14 protein-coding genes are annotated in these 21,797 nt (G+C 69.4%); all 14 read right to left on the bottom strand.

Features of this window, described 5'->3' with window-relative positions; genetic code table 11:
- Nucleotides 1-77: 77 nt before the first annotated feature.
- A complete protein-coding gene (locus tag OG251_RS13020; protein WP_326677319.1) occupies nucleotides 78-6,536 on the bottom strand; it encodes an eCIS core domain-containing protein in 6,459 nt (2,152 codons plus the stop codon).
- Nucleotides 6,533-6,820 carry a hypothetical protein gene (locus OG251_RS13015; RefSeq protein ID WP_326677318.1) on the bottom strand — a complete coding sequence of 96 codons (288 nt, stop codon included), beginning with the start codon at nucleotides 6,818-6,820 and terminating at the stop codon, nucleotides 6,533-6,535. Before OG251_RS13015 ends, OG251_RS13020 begins: the two co-directional genes overlap by 4 nt.
- The gene (locus OG251_RS13010; RefSeq protein WP_326677317.1) at nucleotides 6,811-9,033 is read right to left on the bottom strand and encodes an ATP-binding protein; all 2,223 of its coding nucleotides are present in this window, start codon (nucleotides 9,031-9,033) and stop codon (nucleotides 6,811-6,813) included. The genes OG251_RS13015 and OG251_RS13010 overlap by 10 nt, the downstream gene beginning before the upstream one ends.
- A gap of 30 nt (nucleotides 9,034-9,063) precedes the next feature.
- Complete coding sequence (locus OG251_RS13005; protein WP_326677316.1) at nucleotides 9,064-9,924, bottom strand: DUF4255 domain-containing protein; 861 nt, start codon at nucleotides 9,922-9,924, stop codon at nucleotides 9,064-9,066.
- 4 nt (nucleotides 9,925-9,928) lie between these two features.
- Nucleotides 9,929-10,672, bottom strand: a complete 744-nt coding sequence (locus OG251_RS13000) for a hypothetical protein (RefSeq protein ID WP_326677315.1) — start codon at nucleotides 10,670-10,672, stop codon at nucleotides 9,929-9,931.
- Entirely contained in the window at nucleotides 10,665-11,423 is a 759-nt protein-coding gene (locus OG251_RS12995; protein WP_326677314.1) for a T4 family baseplate hub assembly chaperone, read from the bottom strand. Before OG251_RS12995 ends, OG251_RS13000 begins: the two co-directional genes overlap by 8 nt.
- A 65-nt stretch (nucleotides 11,424-11,488) precedes the next feature.
- Nucleotides 11,489-12,013 (bottom strand): phage tail protein, encoded by a 525-nt coding sequence (locus OG251_RS12990; protein WP_073723339.1) that lies wholly within the window; start codon nucleotides 12,011-12,013, stop codon nucleotides 11,489-11,491.
- 37 nt (nucleotides 12,014-12,050) lie between these two features.
- Nucleotides 12,051-13,901, bottom strand: coding sequence for a phage tail sheath family protein (locus tag OG251_RS12985; RefSeq protein WP_326677313.1), 1,851 nt, complete (start codon nucleotides 13,899-13,901; stop codon nucleotides 12,051-12,053).
- A 574-nt stretch (nucleotides 13,902-14,475) separates the two neighbouring features.
- Entirely contained in the window at nucleotides 14,476-15,642 is a 1,167-nt protein-coding gene (locus OG251_RS12980) for an MFS transporter (RefSeq protein ID WP_326677312.1), read from the bottom strand.
- A 5-nt stretch (nucleotides 15,643-15,647) separates the two neighbouring features.
- Entirely contained in the window at nucleotides 15,648-16,262 is a 615-nt protein-coding gene (locus OG251_RS12975; protein WP_326677311.1) for a GNAT family N-acetyltransferase, read from the bottom strand.
- A complete protein-coding gene (locus tag OG251_RS12970; protein ID WP_326677310.1) occupies nucleotides 16,263-17,438 on the bottom strand; it encodes a type III PLP-dependent enzyme in 1,176 nt (391 codons plus the stop codon).
- A 37-nt stretch (nucleotides 17,439-17,475) separates the two neighbouring features.
- Nucleotides 17,476-18,789, bottom strand: coding sequence for a DUF6271 family protein (locus OG251_RS12965; RefSeq protein ID WP_326677309.1), 1,314 nt, complete (start codon nucleotides 18,787-18,789; stop codon nucleotides 17,476-17,478).
- The gene (locus OG251_RS12960; RefSeq protein ID WP_326677308.1) at nucleotides 18,771-19,841 is read right to left on the bottom strand and encodes a phytanoyl-CoA dioxygenase family protein; all 1,071 of its coding nucleotides are present in this window, start codon (nucleotides 19,839-19,841) and stop codon (nucleotides 18,771-18,773) included. Before OG251_RS12960 ends, OG251_RS12965 begins: the two co-directional genes overlap by 19 nt.
- A 1,073-nt stretch (nucleotides 19,842-20,914) precedes the next feature.
- Entirely contained in the window at nucleotides 20,915-21,739 is an 825-nt protein-coding gene (locus tag OG251_RS12955) for a phosphoenolpyruvate hydrolase family protein (protein ID WP_326677307.1), read from the bottom strand.
- Nucleotides 21,740-21,797 lie beyond the last annotated feature (58 nt).

Here is a 21,797-nt window from a genome sequence, read left to right as displayed (position 1 = left end):
GCGTGCCAGCGAAGCCAGATGAAGCGATTCCAGAGTGTTGTATGACGCCATGACTTTCCAGCCTCTGATTGTCGACTCTAGCTGATCGTAAAAATGCGGTTGTAGTTGTTCCTGATGCGACCCAGGAACATGTTCAGCTGGGGCAGCTTCTTGTTCGTGCCCGGCATGCGGTAGTCCGTCAATTTCTTTACCATGTCCTCCAGGTCATCGAACGTCCTCAGCTGGAGTATCGCAAGGGCGACGCGGTCGTCATTCTTGGTCATCGCCCTTACGTTGCCACCGATCGCACCCCTTACGTTGATGATGTTGGTTTCAGTATTGATGTTGAATATCGGACGCTTACCTGTGGGCGGCCGATCGAATTTCAGTGTCCTGGATACCTGCTCGTCTTCCGGCTCCCATTCGGGACGCTCCTTTCCGGAACCGGATCCCTTGTGTTTGTACGTGGCCCACTTGGCTTGCAGCGTATTCGGGAATCCCTCAGGCGGTCCTGGATATGTCGACAGAGTGATCGAATAATAGCCAGGCTTGTCGCCCTTCTTTGCCTTCTGCCCGAAGGTTGCCGCCGCTTTCTTCTCGAAGTCTACGTAGAACCCTCTGTTCATGTAGTTGGGCGCCGGTACGAAATTGGATCCGAACGCCGGTCCGCCAAGCTCCCTGGGCAGCAGATGCATGGCATCCCATTGGAAATCTCCCGGGGGTTCAGTGAGATCGTTTCCGCTCGAGTCTTTGGTGTAGATGTGTTTGAACCCGATGATGTTCAGGCGGGCGGCATCCTTGGGAGGGAACTCGCCACCCACGGACCATTCCTTGTTGATGAAATCATGCGTGAAGCTCTTCGGGGCGTCGCCGTCCTTGAAGTTTGTGCGTTCGTCGGGAACCGGGAGCACCAGCCGCCGGTTCCTGTCCGTCCGTCCCGAACCCCCGCGAGTGTCGCTGACTCCATCGGCCGCCTCCCCTTCCGGGTTGAGGACTGCCCGGACGCTGAATTTATCTCCGCCTTGCTTGAACAGGCGGGTCAGTCGATACCAGCGTCGGAGGTCTTCGAGAAGCGCGACGTGGTCCGCCGGCCGGATTCCCTCGTCGAGTTTCGACTCGATCCGAGGCCGGATGCGGGCAATGATCTTACGCAGCCGCGCTTCCTTGGAATCCGTCGAGTCCTCGTCCTTCTTTTGCTGATCCTTATCAGCTTCGGGCTTTCGCGGGCCGGGCTTACTGCCGCCCTTGTCGGGCTTGGGCCCTCTGCCGTCACCTTCCTTTGGCTTGGTGGGCTTCCCGGGGGCGTCCTTGTCGCCCTTCGGCCTGGTCGAATCCGTGTCCTTGGGGTTGATCGGGCCCTTGTCGTCGGGCCTCGGCCGGGTTGAGTCCTTGTCGCCCTTCGGCCGGCCCGGAGTGTCCTCCTTCGGCTTGGGCGCCGCGCCCGGGTCGTGCTTCGGCTTCGGTTGGGGGGTCGGGGTCGGGGTCGGGGTCGGCTTCGGCTGTGGAGCCGGGGTCGGCCGGGTGTCCGGCTTGTTGTCGTCCTTGCCCGTCGGCCGGCCGCTGCTGTCGCTGTCCGTGGGCTTCTTGCCGTCGCCCGGGGCCTTGGCCGCCCCCGGACCGGAATCCTTGCCCGAGCCGGGCGCTGTCGGCTTCTTGGGAGAGGTCGGTGTCGTGGCGGGCTTGGGGGTGGGGCGCCCGGGGGTGGTCGGGCGTGTCGTCGGAGTCGAGGGGCGCGGCGACGGGGTCGTCGGGCGGGTGGACGGGGTGGCAGCGGGCTTGTTGGCGTCCTGCTTGTTGCTGCCCGGACCTCCCTTGTCGTCCGAGCCCGCGGCACCCGGCCCCTTGTCGCCGCCCTTGTCCTTGCCGAGCTTGGCGGCGACGCCCTTGAGGCGCCTGCCCACCTTCGCAACGTACTTGCCGATGCCGCTCAGCAGGGCCTCGTAGGCAAGTTCGAGCAGCGCCACGATGCCCGCCGCGACCGCCTTCGCGAAGAGGATGCCCGCACCGCCCTGGCGGACGGCCTTGAGCCAGCTGATGACCGCGCCGATGGCGCGCAGGATCTCGCCGAGTGCGCCGATCGCCACCCGGATGGCGTCGATCACGGCCATCGCCCACCCCGCGCCCGGGATCAGCTTGGCGACGACCTTGGTGATCACGATCTCGCCGATGATGAAGGGGAGTTGGGGGACGATGGCGGCCCACGTCTCCTTGATGATCTTCTCCAGGGTGAACCCACCCTTGATCAGCTTCTCGATGATGGCCTTCGGGATGCCGATGATCTCTTCGATCTTCGACTGGAACCACTGCTTGACGGCCGCCTGGACCTCCCGGAACAGGTGGTTCTTCGCTCCGTCCACCGCAGAGTTCTTGGCACCGCCGAGCCAGCCGCCCGGATCGCTGAGGAAGTCGACCGCGATGAGCATGAAGTCGCCGAGTGCGCTCAGCAGTTTGGCGGCAAAGTCCAGCACCGACTTGACCGCATCCACGACTGCCTTGATCACGTCCTGCAGCATCTTCTTGAGCAGGTCCAGGATGCTGCTCAGGAGCTTGCCAATGGCGTCCAGCAGATCCGTGATGATCTGCTTCAGCATCGTCGCGAGCTTGTTGACCAGGGCGATCGCGGCCTCGATCAGACCCGCGATGAACCTCCGGATACTGCGGGCCAGTTCGATGACGGCCCGCACCATGGCCTTCGCGAATTCGATCAGATCGTTGATCAGATTCTTGATCGCCTCGACGACGAACTTGCGCGCCTCGGTGATCCAGCGCTCGACCGTCTCCTTGAAGTTCTTGATGAAGCCGATGACCGCCGTGCGCGCCGTCCTGATGACGCGGGCGATCGTCTCCTTGATCTCGATGACCTTCTTCTTGATCCAGTCGAAGGCCCTGCTGACCCAGTTGCCCGACTGCTCGACGCTGTCGTCGCGCGCCTTCTCCGCGTCCTTCTCGGCCTTGGTGTTCTCGTCCCGGATCTTCTTGTCGCCGTCGTCCTTCTCCTTGACGACGTCCTCGTCGGTCTTCTTCTCCTTGTCCTTGACATCCGTGCGGACCTTCTCGTGCCGCTCGGTCTTCTTCGTGCCGAGGGTCTTGAGCTCCGCGTCCTGCTCCGTGCGCCAGTCGGCACGCTCGGCGTCGACATCGGCAAGCGCCTTCTCACGCTCGCCCGCCTGGCTCTTGGTGTTGGTCGCGACCTCCGCATCGACCTTGGCCCTGTGCTTCTGCTGGGAGTCGCGGAAGTCCTTGTCCTTGGTCTGCCGCCCCTCGGACATCCCCTTCTGGCCGTCGCTGAACGCGGCCTGCAACTCCGGCCCCCGCTCGTGCTCCGCCACCTCGGATGCGGCCTCCGGGGGTACGGCTCCGGTCCCCGCGCCACCGTCCGGCGCTGCCCCGTTGCCGCCCTGGCCGCCGGGGACCTTCGCGGTCATCTGCTCCTTGGGAGCGTTGGGGTAGACCTGGTTCTCGCCCATCGGGCGCCCGGCGTCGTCCTTGCCGGTCGCGACCGTCTCCTGGCCCTTGGTGTCGACGGCCGTGCCCTGCTCGCCCGCCGTCTGCTCGGCGGCTCCCTGCATCTCCACGCCCGGCGCGTTGCCCGCCTGGGCCTTCTTCAGCGCCTCGTCCTTGGTCGGCAGCCCGGCGAACTTGGCGGCCAGTTCCTGCGGGTCCACCACGGGTTCGTCGGCGCCGAAGGCGCTCGCGATCCCGTTCACGATCTTGCCGCCGATGAAGCCCAGGGCCATCTTGAACGTGTCCCAGCCGCCCGGCTCCTCCGCCTTCTCCGCCTCGATCTGGCCCTCGGGCTCCTTGGCGCCCTTGACCTCGGCCTTCTCGTCCTTCGGGGCCTCGGACTTCGCCGCCGGATCCTGGGAGTACTGGGCCGCTGCGTCGGCCTTCGGCTTGCCCTGGAGCGTCTGCGGCGCACCGGCCGGACGCTGCATCGAGGGCGGCGCTGCCGCGAGGGACTTGTGCTCGTCGCCGACCGTGCGGTCCACGGAGCCGCTCACGCCGCTCATCGCCTGAAGTGCCTTGTGGGGCTTGAGCTTCGAGGCGGTGGTGAGGCCCGCTTCCGGTGCCACCCCGGAAAGATTTGGTGCGGCCCCCGAGTCCTTCTTGCCCTTGCCCTTCCCCGGTGCGGCAGCCTTGGCGCCACCGCCACCGCCACCGCCGCCACCGCCGGGCGACCCCTTGGCCGCCGGTGCGGGCTTGGACGCCGCGGCCCTGGGCGCCGGTGCGGCCTTCGCCGAGGCCGGGGCGTCGGCGGGCTTCGTGGGTTCCGGGGCGGCGGGCGTCTTCGGTGCCGCGCTCTCCGTACGGGGTACGGGCTCGCTCTTCGACGAGGGCCCGTCCGCCGACTCGCTCGGCGCACCCCCCGACGTATCCACGTTGGACCCGCCGGAGACATGGGTGTCCCGCGCGGGCGAGGGGGACTGCGCGTCCGCCGCCGGTTCGCTGCGGCCCGCCGGAGCCGCGTCCGTCTTCTTCTGCTCCTCCTTGGCCGCGGGCTCCGGCGCCGCCGCGTTGCCCGCCACCGCCTGCGGGGAAGCCTTCTCCTGGGCGCCCGCTTGCGTCTCGCCGCCTGCCGGAGTGCCCTTCTCCTCCTTTGCCGCCGCTTCCTTGGCGTCGCTGCCCGCCTCGGACGTGCCCGGCGCCTCCTGCACCGCCGTCTGCGCCGCCACGGGCCCGGCCTTCGGGTCGTCCCCGCTCTTCGGGTCCTTCGACGTCGTCACCGGCCGCGCCTCGGCCGCCTGCTCCAGAGCGAGCCCGCCGGGCTGCGCCCCGGCCGGCCCGGCCCCGTCCGCCTCGGCCGACGGCTCCGTACCGTCGGGTGAACCGGCGCTGCCCTCCTCGGACTCCGTCTCCGCCGCCGCGTCCTCGGCATCCTCCGCGTCCCGCTCGGCCTGCACCTGGTCGGCCTTCGTCACCGGGGGAGCGGGGAACGACGGAGCGGACGCCGTGCCGGACGAGGACGGGTCCAGCTTGTCCGCGGTCGGTACGCCGGACACATCGAGGTCCTGCGCCGGAAGGAAGTCCTCCGGCTGGAGCTTGACGTCCCAGGCGCTCTCCTCCCCGCCGCCGACCTCGACCTCCGACCCGCTGCCCGAGGCGAACGGGTCCTCGTCCGCCCGCTCCTCGGGGCCATCGAGATCCTGGTTCCGTACGCCCTCCAGCCTGCTGAACGCACCGGGCAACTGGGCGTCCTTGCCGGACGTGGCCGACGAACCCGTGGGCTTGTCCGAGCCCCGCTTGTCCTCCGGCTTCAGCTGCTGACCCGCCACGAGCGCTTCGGTCGCGCCCGGCCGGTTCCTCGCCGCCGACTCCTCCTCGCTCGCGGCCGGAGCGCCCTGCTGGTCCTGTCCCTCCCGGTCCCCTTGCCCTTCCTCGCCCTCCCGGCCGCCCGCCGCCGGGGCCGAGGACTGCTTCCCGCCGCCCGAGGACGCGGCAGCGGACGAGGCCGACGACGAGGCCGACGGCTGCGGCGCCGCGGCCGGTGCCGGCGCCGCATCCGGCTGCCCGCCCTCCGGCGCCGTACCGACACCGCTTCCCGAACCGGCGCCCGAGCCGGCGTTCTGCCCCTCGTCCCGCTCCTCGTCCTTCGGACCGCGGGTGTTCTCCGGCGTACTGCCCGGGGCTCCCTCCGCCTCGTCCCGCTCCTTTTCCGGACCTGGTGCGGCCGTGGGCTCCTCCGCCTCCGCGCGCTCCTCCTCGGCCGCCCGCCGGTCGCTGTCGCGCTCGTACCAGAGAGCCTGCGCCGGATCGTTCTCGGCGGTGGGGGCGTCGAGCGAGTCCCGCTCCAGGTCGTCGTACGCCTCGACCTCGTCGACGAGGTCCAGCAGCCGCTCGTGCTCCGAACTGAGCAGCCTGGTCTCCAGCCGCTCCAGGACGTTGTCCTGCAACTCGTCGGGCAGCAGGGAAAGTTGCCTGCGGGTGCGCTTGGACCGGTCCTCCGGGTCGCCGCGCAGCGAACGTACGACGGAGTTCGCGAGCCGCTCCACGAGCGTCGCCGGGTCGATCTGCTCCATCCGGTTCCGGTCCGCGTCCACCGTCGCGTACCGCAGCCAGCCCGGCGTCGCCTGCCCCTCCCCGACCCGGGTCCCGGGCTCCCCGTCCCGTACCGACTCCTGCGCCGCCGCCTCCGCCTCGCGCTCCATCGCCTGCTGCGGCAGGCTCACCGCGCCCAGGTCACGCCCGGCGCGCAGCGCACCGAGACCGTGCGGGTTCTGCACCGTGTGCAGCAACTCGTGGGCGAGCAGCCGCTGTCCGTCGGCCGTGCCGGGGCGGTACGTCCCCTCGCGGAAGAAGATGTCCTGGCCGACCGCGACCGCGTCCGCGCCCAGCATCTCGGTGAGCGCGCCCGCGTCCGGATCGGTGTGCAGCCGCACCCGGCCGAAGTCGTGACCGAGCCGCTCCTCCAGCTCCCGCCGTACGCTCAGGTCGAGCGGCTGCCCCGCACCGCTCACGATGTTCTTCGGCTCGGGGGCGCGGGAGGCGGCTCGCTCCTTGCGCTTGCGGCGCTTGGCGGACTGGTCCGCGCGGCTCTCCTGCGAGTGGGACGTACTCATTTCGTCGCTTCACCCCCGCCCGAAAGACCCGTGTGCACCGCACGGGCCAGCTCCTGGCCCAGGCGCCGCGCGGAGACCGTCGCGGGCAGCGGGGGCAGTCCCGCCAGGGCCTCCAGCGCCTGCCCGCCGTCCGCGGCCAGCGGCACGCCCCGTTCCCGTACGAGCCGGCCCAGCTCCGCCTGGAACGCCTCCGACACACGCTCCGGGTCCACCCGGCCGAACCCGTCGAGGACCAGCTCGCCGATGTCGACCCGTACCGTGCGCTGCTGCTCGTTCAGACCCATCCGTGCACCTCCGTGGGCGTCAGGGAACGGTCGAGCTTGAGGTACTCGGTACGGGCGGCCTCCAGCATGTGGCGCATCTGGAGGCGGTCGCCCTCCTCCGCCGCGAGGAACGCGCCCGACAGCGCGATGTTGCGGATGGAGCCGCCCGCCACGGTCAGCCGGGCCAGCAGTTCCGGTTCGACGCCCTTCATCGGGGCCCGCGCGGGCAGCACCCGGCGCCAGATCTCGGCCCGCTCGCTCTCGCCCGGGAACGGGAAGTCGACGACGAAGCGGATGCGGCGCATGAAGGCCGTGTCCAGCGCCTGCTTCATGTTCGTCGTGAGGATCGCGAGCCCCCGGTACGCCTCCATCCGCATCAGCAGATAGCTGACTTCGAGGTTGGCGTACCGGTCGTGGCTGTCCTTGACCTCGCTGCGCTTGCCGAACAGTGCGTCGGCCTCGTCGAACAGCAGCAGCGCCCCGCCCTGCTCGGCGGCGTCGAACACCTTGCGGAGGTTCTTCTCGGTCTCGCCGATGTACTTGCTGACCACCTGCGACAGATCGATGATGAACAGATCCAGACCCAGCTCCCGCGCCATCACCTCGGCGGCCAGCGTCTTGCCCGTACCGGAGCCGCCCGCGAACAGCGCGGTGACGCCGAGACCCCGGCGCAGCGTCTCGGCGAAGCCCCATTCCTGGTACACCGTCGGCCGCTGCCGCACATGCGCGACGATCTCCCGCAGTACCTTCGACTGCCGCTCGGCCAGGACCAGATCGCCCCAGCCGGCCTGCGGCTCGATCCGCCGGCCCAGCTCGTCCATGCCCATCCGGGCCTCGGTGAGCCCCGCCTGCCAGGCCAGCCCGGTGGCGTCCAGTACGTCCTCGCCCGGCAGATCCCGGGCCACCGCGGCACCCGCCGAGCGGACCAGGTGCGGCGGCAGCGCGAACTGGGCCACGAGATCGCGCAGATCGCCCTGCGACACCTCCGGTACCCCGGCGAACGCGTCGGTCCACACCCCGAGCTGCTCGTCGGCGTCCAACGGCGGAACGGTGACGCGCTCACCGCGGGGGCGCGCCGTCTGCCGGGGGTCGGGACTCGACACGACCAGCGGTACGGCGGCGCTCTCCACGAACGCGTCGGTGGCGGCGGCCTGTTCGCGGTCCAGGTCGCCGATCTCCACCAGCAGGGCCGCGGGCAGCAGGATCGCCTCACGCTGCCACAGGCGTGCCAGCAGGTCGCGGGCGGCCGGGGCGGCCGGAACATCGGCGGCCGACATCTCGTAGAGGCCGAGCCCCGAGCGGCGCGCCGCGGCCGCCGCGATGTCCGCTCTCGTCCGCAGATCGCCGCCGACCAGCTCGACCCGGAGCGGCGCCCCGCGCCCCGCCCCCGCCCAGCCCGCCGCGACCCGGTTCGCCGCCAGGTCGTACGAGGCGGGCAGTACGTCCGGCACGGTGGCCCGGCGCAGCAGCCCGTGCAACCGGGCGTCCAGGTAGGGCGAACCGGCGAGGAAGTGCAGGATCCGCTCGTCGAGCCGCAGCCGGGACGTGGTCAGCCGGGACTCGTCGTCCAGCTCGACGATCCGCCAGCGGCGCAACGGCGCGACCGGGGTGAGGGCGCTCCAGTGCGGGTCGCCGAGCGCGGCGAGGGCGAGCGAGAAGGTGGGGTAAGCGCGTTCCGGATCACCGCAGGCAGCGGCGCAGCGGGCGGCCGTGGTGGGTTCCAGTTCGGCGGCCGCGGTCAGCAGGACGACATCGCGCTCGAAGGCACTCAGGCCGAAGCAGGCGACGAGGGCGTCCAGGGCGGCGGGGGACACGGGCGCGGTGGAGGAGGCGAGGGCGGTGCCGGCTCGGCCACTGCCCCGCGGCGGGGCACCCGTGTCCACGGCGCTTCCTGCGGGCCGGGGGGAATCCCCTGTACCCAAGTCCGTGTCCGTGTCCGTGTCCGGGCCCGCCTTCGAACCCGGACCAGGACCCGAGCCCGCTTCCGCGACCGCTTCCGGGCCCGATTCCGCATCCGTTTCCGGGCGGCGTCCGGCCCTGTCGCGTCCGTCGCGTCCGGCTCCTCCGGCCCGTTGTGCGTGGGCGTCCAGCCGGGCGAGGACGGCGTGGACGGCCGCCGAGAGCGCCCTTCCCTGTGCTGCCGCGTCCCGTACCCGGCCCGTGCCTCCGCTCGCGCGTTCGCCCTCGTCCTCGCGTTCGCCCTCGTCCCGACCGCTTCCTTCGTACGTACCCATGTCCTCACCCCCCGTGTTCCGCACGTCGGCTCAGCCCTTGTCGTCCGGCGCGGGCGTATCGCTCTCGGTGGCCTTGCGGGGGCGGGGCGGGGCCGTCCGCCGCGCAGGGGTCTTCGTGGCCTTGGCGGCGGTCTTCGCGGCGGCGGGCGTGGTCTTCTTCGCCGTCGCCCTCTTGACGGTGGCCGCCGCCCCTGCCGCTCGCTCCGCCGCCCGCGGAGCAGCAGGCTCCGTGTCCGGGGCGGAGGTCTGCGTATCCGCCGTGGGCGGCACCGGCGCCCCGGGTGCCCCGAACGGCAGCACCCGTACCGTCCGCTCCTTCACCGGCTTGGCGGGAACCGGCTTCTCGCGGCCCTCGATCACCACCAGGGACGCCTGGTAGGCGACCGACAGCGCGTACGGGGTCTGGTGCAGCATTCCCCAGAGCTTGGACGTCTCGTCGACGTCCATGACCGTCGGAGTGAAGCGCACCCGCTGGATCGAGTCGGCCAGGTCGCTCCCCGCCAGGTAGGGCCGCTCGGCGGCCAGTTCGATCAACTCCTGCGGCAGTACGGGGATCTCGTGCAGGGTGCGGATCACACAGCCCAGCAGCCGCTGCCCGACGAGTTCCGCCTCCTCGCCGTACGCGCTGATCACGTAGTGCAGATCCAGCGGCGCGGCGGCACGGTTGCGCAGGGTGCCGTCGGCGGCGCGCGTCGGCAGGTCGTTGTTGCGCATCGCGGCGTTCGGAGTCACCTGGTACAGGAACACCGTGATGGTCGGCTCGCTCGGCGGCTCCGACGGCGGCTTACGGGTCTCCACCTTGACCGCGATATCCATCTCGGGGCCCAGGTTGCTCTCGATCAGCAGGGCGAGCGCCTGGGTGACCGTGGCGACGGCGAGTGCGTTGCTCATGTCGTCAATCCCTCTTCCCGCCGCGCGACAGGTAGTCGTCCAGAGTCAGTACGGGGGCCGGTCGGCCGGTCTGCTGTGCGGGGCGCCCGCCCGGTGAACCGTTCGCACCGGGCGGCGGCGCCGCGCTGACCTCCAGCCGCCCGATCCGTACATGCACGACCCGGTCGGCCGGACGCGGCGCGCGCCGCCCCACCGAACCGGGCGCCGTACCGCGCGCGGCGGCGGTGTCGGAGTCGCGCGGCGCCACGGGCGCGGCCGTACGGGCGAAGCCGGTGACCGCCGGGGCGGGTGCGGCCGCCACGGACGGCGCGGGCACCGGGGCGTCGGGCGCGGCCGGATCTCCCTGTCGCGCCGCCCGCACCGCCTCCGCCGTACCGGGCCGGAGCAGTGGCGACGCGGTGGCCGACGGACGCAGCAGCGGAGTCGGCGCCGGTGCCGGGGGCCGGACCGGCCGGTCGCCCTCGCCGGGCGGCAGGGCCTGCTCGGTGCGGACGACCGTGTGCCGTTCGGTGTGCACTTCCCGCTCCGGCCGCCACGGACGGGGCGGGCCGGAGGCGGGCGGGGGAGCGGAGGGGATCAGCGCGGCCGGTTCGTCCGGCTCGGGCCGGCCCTGCCGCACCGCCTCGGCCCGCTCGAACGGTCCGGGCAGCCGCGGCCGCACGTATACCCGCGCGTCGGAGCCCTCGGTGCCGTGTGCCGCGGGCTCCGGCGCGTACCGGGCGAGGAGCCGGTCGAAGTAGTCAGGCATCGGTGCACAGCTCCAGGTAGTAACGACGCCGAAGGGGGCTGAGCGCCAGAATCTCCGGCTCGCTCCACCCGTAGGCGGTGGCGAGCAGATGGACATCGAGAAGCAGGTCCCTGGCCCAGGTGTCCAGTTCGGTCCACAAGTAGGAGGAGATGTCCAGCTCGGCCAAGGTGGCCTCGCCGCATTCGGGACACGCCACGTTCAGCGTCACTTCGGCCGTCGGGTCCGCCTCCGCGGCCTTTTCGGCGATGAGCCGCTCCACCCGTTCCGGGAGCAGCTCGGCCAGCTGCTCCGCGGCGACGGGCTCCCCGTCCCGCAGGGCCCGTACCGTGCAGCCCGTCACGAGCAGCCGACGGGCCTCGGCGGGGGAGGAGGCCGCCCCGGCCGCCGCCAGGCCGGCGACGGTGGGCAGCCGGAACTCGACCACCCACCCGCCCTCCACCACCCGCAGCGGCCGGTCCGCGACCGGCCCGCGCGCACCTAGGGCACCCGCGTCGAGGTCGAACTCCATGGCCTCGCCGCAGGCACCGCACTCGATCCGTACCTGCATCCGCTCACCGAACAGCGAGCGGCGCAGCGCGAACAGGTCCGCCTCCCGCTCGCCGACCGGCACCGACAGCAAGGCGTCGGCACCGGCCCCCGGGCGGGCCGCCCGGTGCAGCAGCAGCGACCTCTCCGCCGGGCCCAGGGCCAGCCCGGCCTCCCAGGCGGCCAGCAGCTCGGCGGGACCCACCGGGGCCGCTCGGGGGATCACGTCCCGACCCCGGCCGGGCTACGACGAGGCGCCATCGTCATTCCTCCGTGCACGTACGACGTGACTCAGGCCGGGTGGGTGAACGACGGCTCGACCGGTTCCGGAACCTCGTAGTCCCGCTCCCAGCCCTCGCATTCCAGCTTCACGCTCTGGATGGCGACGGCGTTGGCGTTCGCGTCGAGTTCGCCCATGACCTGGTACTCGCTGACCCAGGCCCGGTAGAGCTTGTGCGAGACGGCGACCTGCCCGGCCTCGTTGAGGACCTGGATGATGATGTCCTTGCGGAAGTCGCGCAGCGACACCTCCGAGCCGAGACCGGCGCCGACCTGCCAGACCTTGTTGGCCCAGCGGTCGAACTCCGGATCGTGGGTCACCCCGCGTTCGAGCGTGACCCCCTCGAACTCGGAACGGCCCGGCGACTTCCGCGGCGAACTGGGGTCGCCGCCGTGCCGGTGCTTGACCACTTCCGTGGTCCGCTTCAGTGGACTGATCTTGCTGATGCCCGCGACCGTTCGACCGTCCCACAGGACCAGGAACTTGAAATTCTTGTAGGGGTCAAAGCGATGGGCGTTTACTTGGAACTCAGCCATCGGTTTCCTTCGTGTTCCTTTACCTCGGGTCCGTGGTCTACGAGAGGTCGAACTGACCGGCCATCTGCTGGATCCTGACGATCACGAATTCGGCGGGCCTGACCGGTGCGATCCCGATCAGCACATTCACCACACCGCGTTCGATGTCGGCCTCCGTGGTGGTGTCCTTGTCGCACTTCACGAAGTACGCCTCACGGGGTGTGCCGCCCTTGAAGGCACCCTGGCGGAACAGATCATTCAGATAGGCCGAGGCATTCAGCCGGATCTGCTGCCACAACTGCTCGTCGTTCGGCTCGAAGACCACCCACTGGAGTCCCCGGTACAGGCTCTCCTCGACATGCAGGGCGAGCCGGCGCACCGGGACGTACTTCCACTCGCTCTCCAGGGCGTCCGCGCCCCGCAGCGTCCTGGCACCCCAGACGAGCGGTCCCACCACCGGGAAGGTCCGCAGGCAGTTGACGCCCAGCGGATTGAGGAGACCGTTGTCCCGGTCGGTCAGCCGGACCGTCAGGGAGCGCACTCCGGCCAGCCGCGCCTCGGTGCCCGCCGGGGCCTTCCAGACGCCTCGCTCACCGTCCGTACGGGCGATGACGCCGGCCACCGCACCCGACGGCGGGAACGACCGCAGCCGCCCGGTCAGCGGGTCGGTGAGCTGGAGGTGCGGGAAGTACAGGCCGGCGTGGTCACTGCGTACCGCTTCGAACGCACCGATCCCGGCCCGCGCCGCGTCGACGCTTCCCCAGGTGGACGGCGAGTCGACGAGCAGGAAGATCCGGAGCTCCCGGCACAGCTGCTCGGCCGCCGACAGCACGGTGACCATGTCGTCGGTGGACGCGTACGCCGAAAGCTCGGGCAGTGCCAGCAGGTTGACGTCGTCCACGTCGCGCAGCGCGTGCACCCCGGTCTTGCGGGCCTCGCTGCCGATGAGGTCGAGCGGTCCCGGCGCGTCGCCGTCCTTGCCGCCCTCCAGCGGGAAGACGGGCGGGTTCACCGACGCTTCGAGGCCGAGGTCATTGGCGCACTCGCCGATGAACCGCACGACGTCGTCCGGGTCGACGGATCCGGCGACGACCTGGAGACGGCGGCCGAAGGCGATGACCTCCGCACCGGCGAAGGCGTGCTTTCCGGGAGCGTCGGGCAGGGCGCGCAGCTTGCGTTCCAGCAGGAGCGCCAGCTCGGTCACCGTGTGCGGCGGCTCGCCGTCGCGGTCGGGCTCGAAGAGCGTGAACTCCCGCTCCACGTCACCGATCTTGACCTTCAGTTCGACGTCCAGGGCGGGCAGCTTCGCGGCGAACGGCTTGGAGACCGTGCCGGACGGGTCCGGCCGGTCCTCGTCGAGAACCCTGACGCGGACGAGCGCGGAGCCCGCGCCCACGACCGTTTCGACGAAGCGGCCGTGCCCGGAGTGCATCGACAGGCCGGTGAAGGACTCGCGGGCGCCACCGCGGGCGTCCAGGACATGCAGGTTGAAGGTCTTGTCCGGGGCGGACGTGTCATGGTCGACCGCCACCCGCAGTCCCGACCCCCACACACCCGGTTCCTTGGCGCGCACTTCCAGCACGGGGCACGCACTGCGTCCCTCGGTGGACTCCAGGGTGACGCAGGCTTCCTCGCCCGTGCCGGCCTTGGCCACCCGGACGACGACCGCGACCGTCCCGCCGTTGCCGAAGAACTGGTGCACGGCGTAGCCGACCGCGCTCCGGGACGTGAGCCCGCCGAAGCGCCGCTCGAAGTCGGCGAAGCTGGTGACGCGCACCGGCTGGTTGAGCGGTCCTCGGCGGGTGTGCCCCACAAAAGCGGTCACCGATGTGGTGACCGAGGCGATGGTCCGTACGCTGCTGGGGAGTTCTTCGATGTAAACGCCGGGATAGCCCATGTGCGTCGGCATTCCCCCTCCATTCCCTTCGCGCACCAAGAGATGAGGAGAGGAGGTGAAGGAATTGCCCGCAGGTCATGTCGTCACGGACATACGATCTTCGCTGTTTCCCCCGCCGCACACCCCGTGCGATCTATGTCTCGCAGGGCCATTCGCATGCACATGCGCTTGTGGCTCCTGATGCATGAGTGCCTCTGCGAGTTTCCGTCTCGTGCCAAGAGATGGTCAAGGAGGTGATTCGGTCAACCGGAGAAAAGCGCCCGTGAATATCTGACAAGGCATGTTCTGCGTGGTCAGCCGGATTTCAATGATCGAACACGAAGGCGGATTCACCGGTGCTTCACGTTCCATGCCGCACGGGGGAGTGATTTCGGCCGTTCGCGGAGCGCTTCGGCGCGCCTCCTTGTGTCTTGTTCCGGCGAAAATGAGCCGGTTTCGATGCCGGGTGGCAGGGAAGACAGGCGGCGAACCGGCGGGGAAGGAGGCGGGGAACCGGCCCACCGGACCCCAAAAGGGCCGCAGGACAGGGGTGATGCCCCTGTCCTGCGGCCCCGGGACCGCGGAATTCAGCTCTCGGACAACGCCGTCAGCTCTCGGACAACGCCGTCCAGCGGATCTGCGTGGCACACAGCGCCACGAGCAGCGCCGCGGCGGCCACGGCGCCCATGCCCCACACCAGGCTGCTGGCGCTGGCTATGAAGCCGATCGCCGCGGGCCCGGCCAGCAGACCGGTCGTTCCCATGGCGGCGACCAGGGCCAACGCGTCCGGGCCCTTCTTCGCCGCCGCCACATAGATGCACGGCGTCACGGCCGCGATGCCCAGCCCGACACAGGCGAACCCGATCAGCGTCGGCACCACGCCGCCCACCAGCAGGGCGAGCGCCAGCCCGGCACCGGCCAGCACGCTGCCCGCCCGGACGATGCGCCCATCGCCCCAGCGGGTACGCCAGCCGTCGGCGAAGACCCGGGCCAGCACCATCATGACCGAGACGACGGCGATGCCCATGGGCGCGAGTTCGGCCGCCGCGTTCACGACATCCTTCATATAGAGCGCCGACCAGTCGTTCATGGCACCTTCGGTCACGGTGCCGAACGCCATCGCACACCCCATCCACAGCGTCACGCGCGCCGGCATGGTCAGTTTCCGGCTGCGTTCGGGACCGGCCTCCTTCTTCGCCGGCTGCTGGTCCGCCCGCAGCAGCCCCGGCCGTGCGAACCCGACCAGGAGCAGGACCAGCACGGCGGCCACCCCGAAATGCGCCGTCAGGTCCGAGGTCACCAGGTGCATACCGGACGCGAGGAGTGCGGCCAGCAACGACCCGGCACTGAACGTCGCATGCAGTTTGGACATGGTGGTGCGCTGGTACTCCACCTCAAGTGCCGCGCCCTGCGCGTTCATGGCGACGTTCAGACAGCCGACAGCGACACCGTCGCAGCAGATGATCAGCAGAGCGACCGGATAGTTCGGCGCCGCGGCCAGTGCCAGCAGGAGCGCGCCCAGGCAGAGGGACGACAGAAACGCCAGCTGCCGGGAGCCCATGCGCCGCATCAACACCGTCACCAGCGGGAACGACGCCGCCGCGCCCGCACCGCAGGCCATCAGCAACAGGCCCAGTTCCGCCTCGCTCAGGTCGAGTTGCGTCTTGAGCGTGGGAAGCCGCGATGCCCAGGTGGCGTACTGGAACCCGAGCAGACAGAACAACGCTGCGATCGCCAGCTGTGCTTGGCGGAATGGATCGCGAACGCGAAACATGTGAATCAACCTACTTCGTCTTGCGGTGGCGACCCGGGCAGCGGATCGTCGGTGAACGATGACTTCTCGGCCCGCCCGCCCTGCACTGCCCGGGACATGTACACGGCATCCGTGCCATAGGTCCCGGGCAGTGTGACGTGCGGAAGGGGGTGGTATCCGTTGGCCGACCAGAAGCCCTCGTTGCCCTCGACGGCGATCAAGGAGATCTGCTCGTACGACATCGACCGGGCCGTCTCCGTGAGCCGGTGGAGAAGACGCTTCGCCAGCCCCCTGCCGCGGAACTCCTCGGCGATGACGAGATCGTGCAGATGGAGATTGGGCGAGCGGAAGACGGTGTCCTCGCTCCGCGCCAGATCCGGGTACCGGTACATCGGATAGGGCAGTGCCAGCACATAGCCCGCTATCCGCGGGTCACCTTCCGGAGCCTCGCTTTCCGGTAGATCGCCTTCCGGAAATTCGCCCTCCAGAACGAAACAGGTGGCCGGTGAAGCCCACGCCCTGGACTCCAGCGCGGCGCGCCCCTCCGACAGCGAACTGTCGGTGTAGGCGCCGGCCTCCAGGGCGACGATGCCGTTCCAGTCGCTGTCGCGGACGCGTCGTACGCGCAGGTCGTCGGCCATCTACTCCAGACCCTCCCGGCCGCGGTCCTCGCCGCGTATCCACGTGTACGGAAGCGGGCGGAATCCGTTGAACCCCTGGGTCATGTAGCTGGTGACATAGGCCCCGCAGGAGAGAATCCAGACCGCGTCCCCCGATGCCGCCGCCCCGGGCACATGGACCAGAGCGTCCGTGAAGGCGAAGGCGTCGTCGCTGTCGCAGGTGGGCCCCGCGACGACCGCGGGTACGTATTCCGCCTCGCCGTGGGCAGGGAATTCCAGCCGGTACTGCAACTCGTCCATCTCGTACAGGCCGTTGAACTTCCCGCAGCTCAGGTACAGCCAGTTCTGGCGCTCACCGTCCAGCTGCTCCCGCGACGACATCCGGGAGACATGCGCCCTGATGGCCCCGTGGTCGGCGACCAGATAGCGCCCCGGTTCCATGACGAAATCCAGCGGGGATTCCGAGACGGCCCGCAGATGCTCCATGCCTTCGCGGAGCACGGCGAATATCTTGTCCATCGGGGGATCCAGCGGCATCCCTCGCTTGTCGCGATATCCGAGGGCGGGCAGCCCGCCACCGAGATTGATGTGGTCGAGCCGGATTCCGCGCCGGTTCAGTTCCGTGAGCACGTCGGCAAGCGTCTCGAAAGCGCTCTGCCAGGCTTCGGCCGTCATCTGCTGCGAGCCGACGTGGACGGACAGACCGGCCGGGGTCAGGCCGAGCGATCGCGCCTCTTCCATCACGAGCAGCGCGTCCGCGCCCGAGCATCCGAACTTCTTGCTGAGACCCCAGAGCGCCCCGTCCCCGCTGGTGGCGAGCCTGCAGAACACGCGCGCACCGGGCGCGTGCTCGGCCACCGCGGCCACGTCCTGAAGGCTGTCGGTCGCGAAGTCCCGGATACCGAGACGCTGGGCGTCGATGATGTTCCGGTCGGACTTGATGGTGTTGCCGTAGTGGATGGTGTCGAGCGGTACGCCGGTCCTGATCGCCTGTGCGATCTCTTCGGGGCTCGCCGCGTCGAAGCCGGCGCCCTTGTTCGCCAGGGTGGCCAGCACCTCGTCCACCGGACAGGCCTTCATGGCGAACCGGACGGAGATACCGGGTAACTCCCTCACCAGCGTTGCGTATCGGTCCTCGATCCCGGTGAGATCGAAGATGATCTGGTCCTCGGTGGCGGCAGCCAGCGCGGCGCGCATATGCGTGTGTGTATGCATGAGTGATAAACCGGTCCGTCTACCGGGGAATTCGGTCGAGGACGGTGGACCTGCTCGCGTGCGTCAGCGGTCCCCATGCCTCGATCAGGAGGGCGAAGTCATCGATGTCGGCCTGGGCCTCGTCGAGCAGCCGTGGGCCGCTCGCGGCCAGGACCTCGGCGAACGCGGCATATCTGCCGCCCAGCTTTCCGTAGGACCGTCCGAGGCTCTTGAGCCGCTCCACGTTCTCGTCCCTGGCCAGCCCGGTGCTTTCCCTGATGATGTCCACCATCGTGGCGGCGCGGACGTGGTCCTGTCCGTCGAGCAGAGCCTTTCCGGCTTCCGCCATCCTGTCGTAGATGAAATTGAAGTAGAGCATCGACAGGAAGAACTTCGTCAGACGCATCTGGTAGGCGACGAACCCGGAGTCGGTCCTCCGCTCGGCGGTGTAGAAATTCACGATGTTGCGGTTGTGCAGGACGCCGGGCAATCGCGCGTCATGAACCACGTGCATGAGGAAGTAATCGCTGCCGATGGTGTTGGTCGCGGGCGGCAGCGGCATGCGCTCGTACACGTCGTGGTGGAAACTGATGTTGCACATGTCCACCCGCATGGGGTCGACCGTGGTCAGGACCGAGTGGTCGCGGACGAACGGGTCGGGCCCGGCGCCCCGGAAGGACTCGTCGACCAGCTCCCGCTTCTTCTCGTCCGGCCACTCGGCGGGGGCCCACAGGCTGACCACATCGTGGTAGATGTCGCGGTCGAGCTGCTGGATCTCACTGATGTCCACGGAGAGTTCACCCACGAACGAACTGCCCACCATCGCCACCGGACGGTGGGCCTGCTCCGGATCCAGCGTGGTCTCGGACACTCCTTGGGCCGCGTCGGCCGCCCGCTTCCCCAGAGACATCAGCTCGTGGTGAATGGGAAACACGGTCGCGCCGTCCAGGACCTGATAGGTGCTGTCCGAGTCCCGGCGGTGAACCGAACGGCAGCCGAGCGCGGAGGCGATCAGGAACGCCCGATTGGTGCAGGCGCCGTAGGAGACGTCGTCGGGCAGCATGAGATCGCGTATCAGATCGGGCTTGGGGACGTCGGCGCGGTCGATCACGCGCCGAAGGAAGTCCCGCTGCTCGGCCTCACCGAGATGGTGCACGATCACGTTCGCCGTGCGCGGCAGCCCGGCCACGGCCCGGCCGTGCTCGGCACGCGTGGCTTCGTCGGAGGAGTCGAGGATCAGCAGATGCACCTCGACCTCGAAATGCCCGGCCGCGTACGCCGCCTCTTCGCCGATGGCCGAAATCGTGGCAGTGCAGGCCCTGTTGGTGGGGAGAGTCAGACAGACTCTGCGCATGCCGGCTCTCCCGTCGACCGTGCGGTGTCGGATTCTTTCCCGCGCCAGGATTCGAGCCCCAGCAGTTTCGCGCCGAGGTCGTTCAGCTCGGCGGTGCCGTATCTGAGGGATTCGTGCTTCGTCGCGTCGCCGACCAGCGTCCTGTTCCAGTCCGGCGTACTGAGATGACGCCAGGAATCCACCCGGGACCGGGTCAGCTCCCGGTCCGACTCCAGCGCGGGCATCATGGAGAGGTACTGGACCGCCCGCACCCCCTGCTCCGAGGTGTTGCGGGCCACGCCATGGGCGAGCAGACCGTTCCAGATGAGCAGGTCACCCGCCTTGAGCGCGGGCCGGACCACGGGGAACTCGTTCCGGTCGGCAGCGGGCCTGATGGGATCCCGGTCCTCCGGCTGAACGGCCTTCCACTGCTCGAAGCGACGGAACAGCTCGGGCGAGCACTGGAACCCGCCCTCGTCCGGCTGGGTGTCGCTCAGCGCGATGATCCCCTGGACCCGCTGCGGCAGCACCCCGAGTGTGGTGTCGACGTCCCAGTGGAGCTCGATGTCGAACCCCTCGTCCGTGGGCGCGATGTGCGCGCGGTCACGGTCCTTGATGTTCGGCGGATTGAGATTGAGCCGGTCCAGGGTCACCCACAGCTCTTCGCAGTCCCACACGTCGACGAACGCGTCGTAGACGCGCCGGCTCTGGCGGCTGTCCCAGATGAGCTGGTGGTGGTACGCCTCGACGAATCCGTAGATGTGCAGCTCTCTGTCCAGGTCCGACCGGAACTCCCGGTCGGAGTACCAGGTCTCCGGGCGGGCCGGGTCGAGCCCCTGGAAGTCCCAGGTGAAGTCGAGCAGGCGCTTCGCCGCGTCGGCGGGTATCGCCTGCTCGACGACGACGTATCCATAGGTCTGCCAGAAGGCGAAGTCCTGCTCGGACAGGACCCGGAGCGGCCGTGACTTCCGTAGATCCCGCAGTGGTGTCTGCGCCAGGTAGGTCTCGGTGTCCGCGCTGAAGTACGGGATGTCCGAGGAGGCTCGATGCAGATAGTGGTCAGGCGTCGGCATGCAGTCACTCCAAGACTCGAAAGTGCTGTGGATGAGTGGATCGACCGCTCCCCGTCGGCTCGTGCCGATGGGCACGGAGCACCGCCGGATCCGGCACGGAGGGCGGGATCGGCGCGGAGAACGGGATTCGGCGCGAAAATGCGGCTTCGATGGATTCGGTGGAGCGAAATGGTCTGAGTGGAGAACGGCTCGCACGACCGCTTCAGGGCGCAGTGAACGCACGGCCGGCTGCCGTTGATTCACTCGCTGCGGGTGGGGTCGGCCGTCGGGACGGAATGCCGTCCGGCAGGTGTTCTTCCTCGGTCCGTCCCGGTGCGGGGCGGATTTCCGGCCTCGTTGTGCCATGTACGCGGCGACAATGGGTCGTCCGTGGATCGAGAGTCGTACGCGGCTGTCCTGCGGTGCGGTGATGGACCGCCGCACCGTGTGAACCGGCGCCCTCCCCCTCCTCGTTCTTGGCGCCCGGCACAGGTCGTCGGCAAGGGCAGGCACCTGCGGAACCGACCCGTCGTCAACGCGCACGATCGACCTCGTCGTCGACACACGCGAGGTCAACTCACACCGCTGGCCTGCTGCTTCGCTCGTGCGGCGAGGGTCCGTCCCCCGGCCTTCACCCCGCCGAACGTGTGTGTCACTAAGTTGGACTAGACCAACTTGCGGTGTCAACCCCAACCTTGGGAAGAGGCGGTGAAGCGGGGGTGACCGGGCGGGAGTGATCGGTACGGGAGCTGGGATTCCGCACAGCGGCGCGCCGGATCTTGACCAGGTTTTTGATTGTGGCTGACGCGTTCTTCGGGAGTGGTGAAAACCAATGCCGCGCAACTGGCCGAGAATTGCCGCGTCTTACCGGACCGGATTTCTCTACTGGCCGGTACTGCTGCAGACTTGCCCGAGCCGCCCCTCCATTGCACAGCTGAATGGCCGGAGTTGATGAAAGCACGGATATATGCGCCCGGATACGCGCCCGCATATTCTCCCCGGGAAACCATTCCGCCCGGCCGCCCACGAGGGGCGGCCGGGCGGCCGGATCCATCCGCGACCGGATGCGTCCAGGGGTGAGGAGTGCTCGGTGCTCAGCCGAGGGAGAGCGCCTTGAACGCGCGCGCCTGCTCGGTGACGGCACGCTCGGTGGGGAGGCGTTCCATGGAGGAGGCGCCGAAGAATCCGGCGATCCCCGAGGTGTGCTCCAGGACGTGGCGCGCGTCATCGGGTTCGGCGATCGGCCCGCCGTGGCAGAGCACGATGATGTCCGGATTGACCCGCTTGGCGGCGTCGTGCATGTCCTGCACGGCCGTCGCTGCCTGGTCCAGGGTGAGTGCGGTGGTGGCACCGATGGCGCCCTTGGTGGTCAGCCCGACGTGCGGCACGAGCACGTCCGCACCGGCTCGGGCCATGGCCTCGGCCTGGTCCGGGTCGAAGACGTACGGGGCGGTCAGCAGGTCGCGCTCATGGGCCTGGCGGATCATGTCGACCTCCAGACCGAAGCCCATACCGGTCTCTTCCAGGTTCTCCCGGAACGTGCCGTCGTACAGCCCGACCGTGGGGAAGTTCTGTACGCCGGTGAAGCCGACGGCCTTCAGCTGGTCGAGGAAGTTGCCCATGATCCGGAAGGGATCGGTGCCGCACACCCCGGCGAGCACCGGCACGTCCCGTACGACCGGAAGGACTTCACCGGCCATCTCCAGCACGATCGCGTTGGCGTCGCCGTACGGCAGCAGGCCCGCCAGCGAGCCGCGGCCGGCCATCCGGTAGCGGCCGGAGTTGTAGATGATCAGCAGGTCGACGCCGCCCGCCTCGGCGCACTTGGCGGTCAGGCCGGTTCCGGCACCGGCTCCGATGACGGCTCTGCCGGCGCTGACCTGGGCGGTCAGGCGGCCCAGTGCTTGTCTGCGGTCCACGAGGAGCTCCTGTTCGGTCGGGTGATGCGTCGGGGTAGGTCGTGGGGGAGGGTGCGGT

It is taken from the genome of Streptomyces sp. NBC_01237 (genome assembly GCF_035917275.1).
Lineage (GTDB): Bacteria > Actinomycetota > Actinomycetes > Streptomycetales > Streptomycetaceae > Streptomyces.
This window is presented reverse-complemented; position numbering and strand designations above follow the sequence as displayed.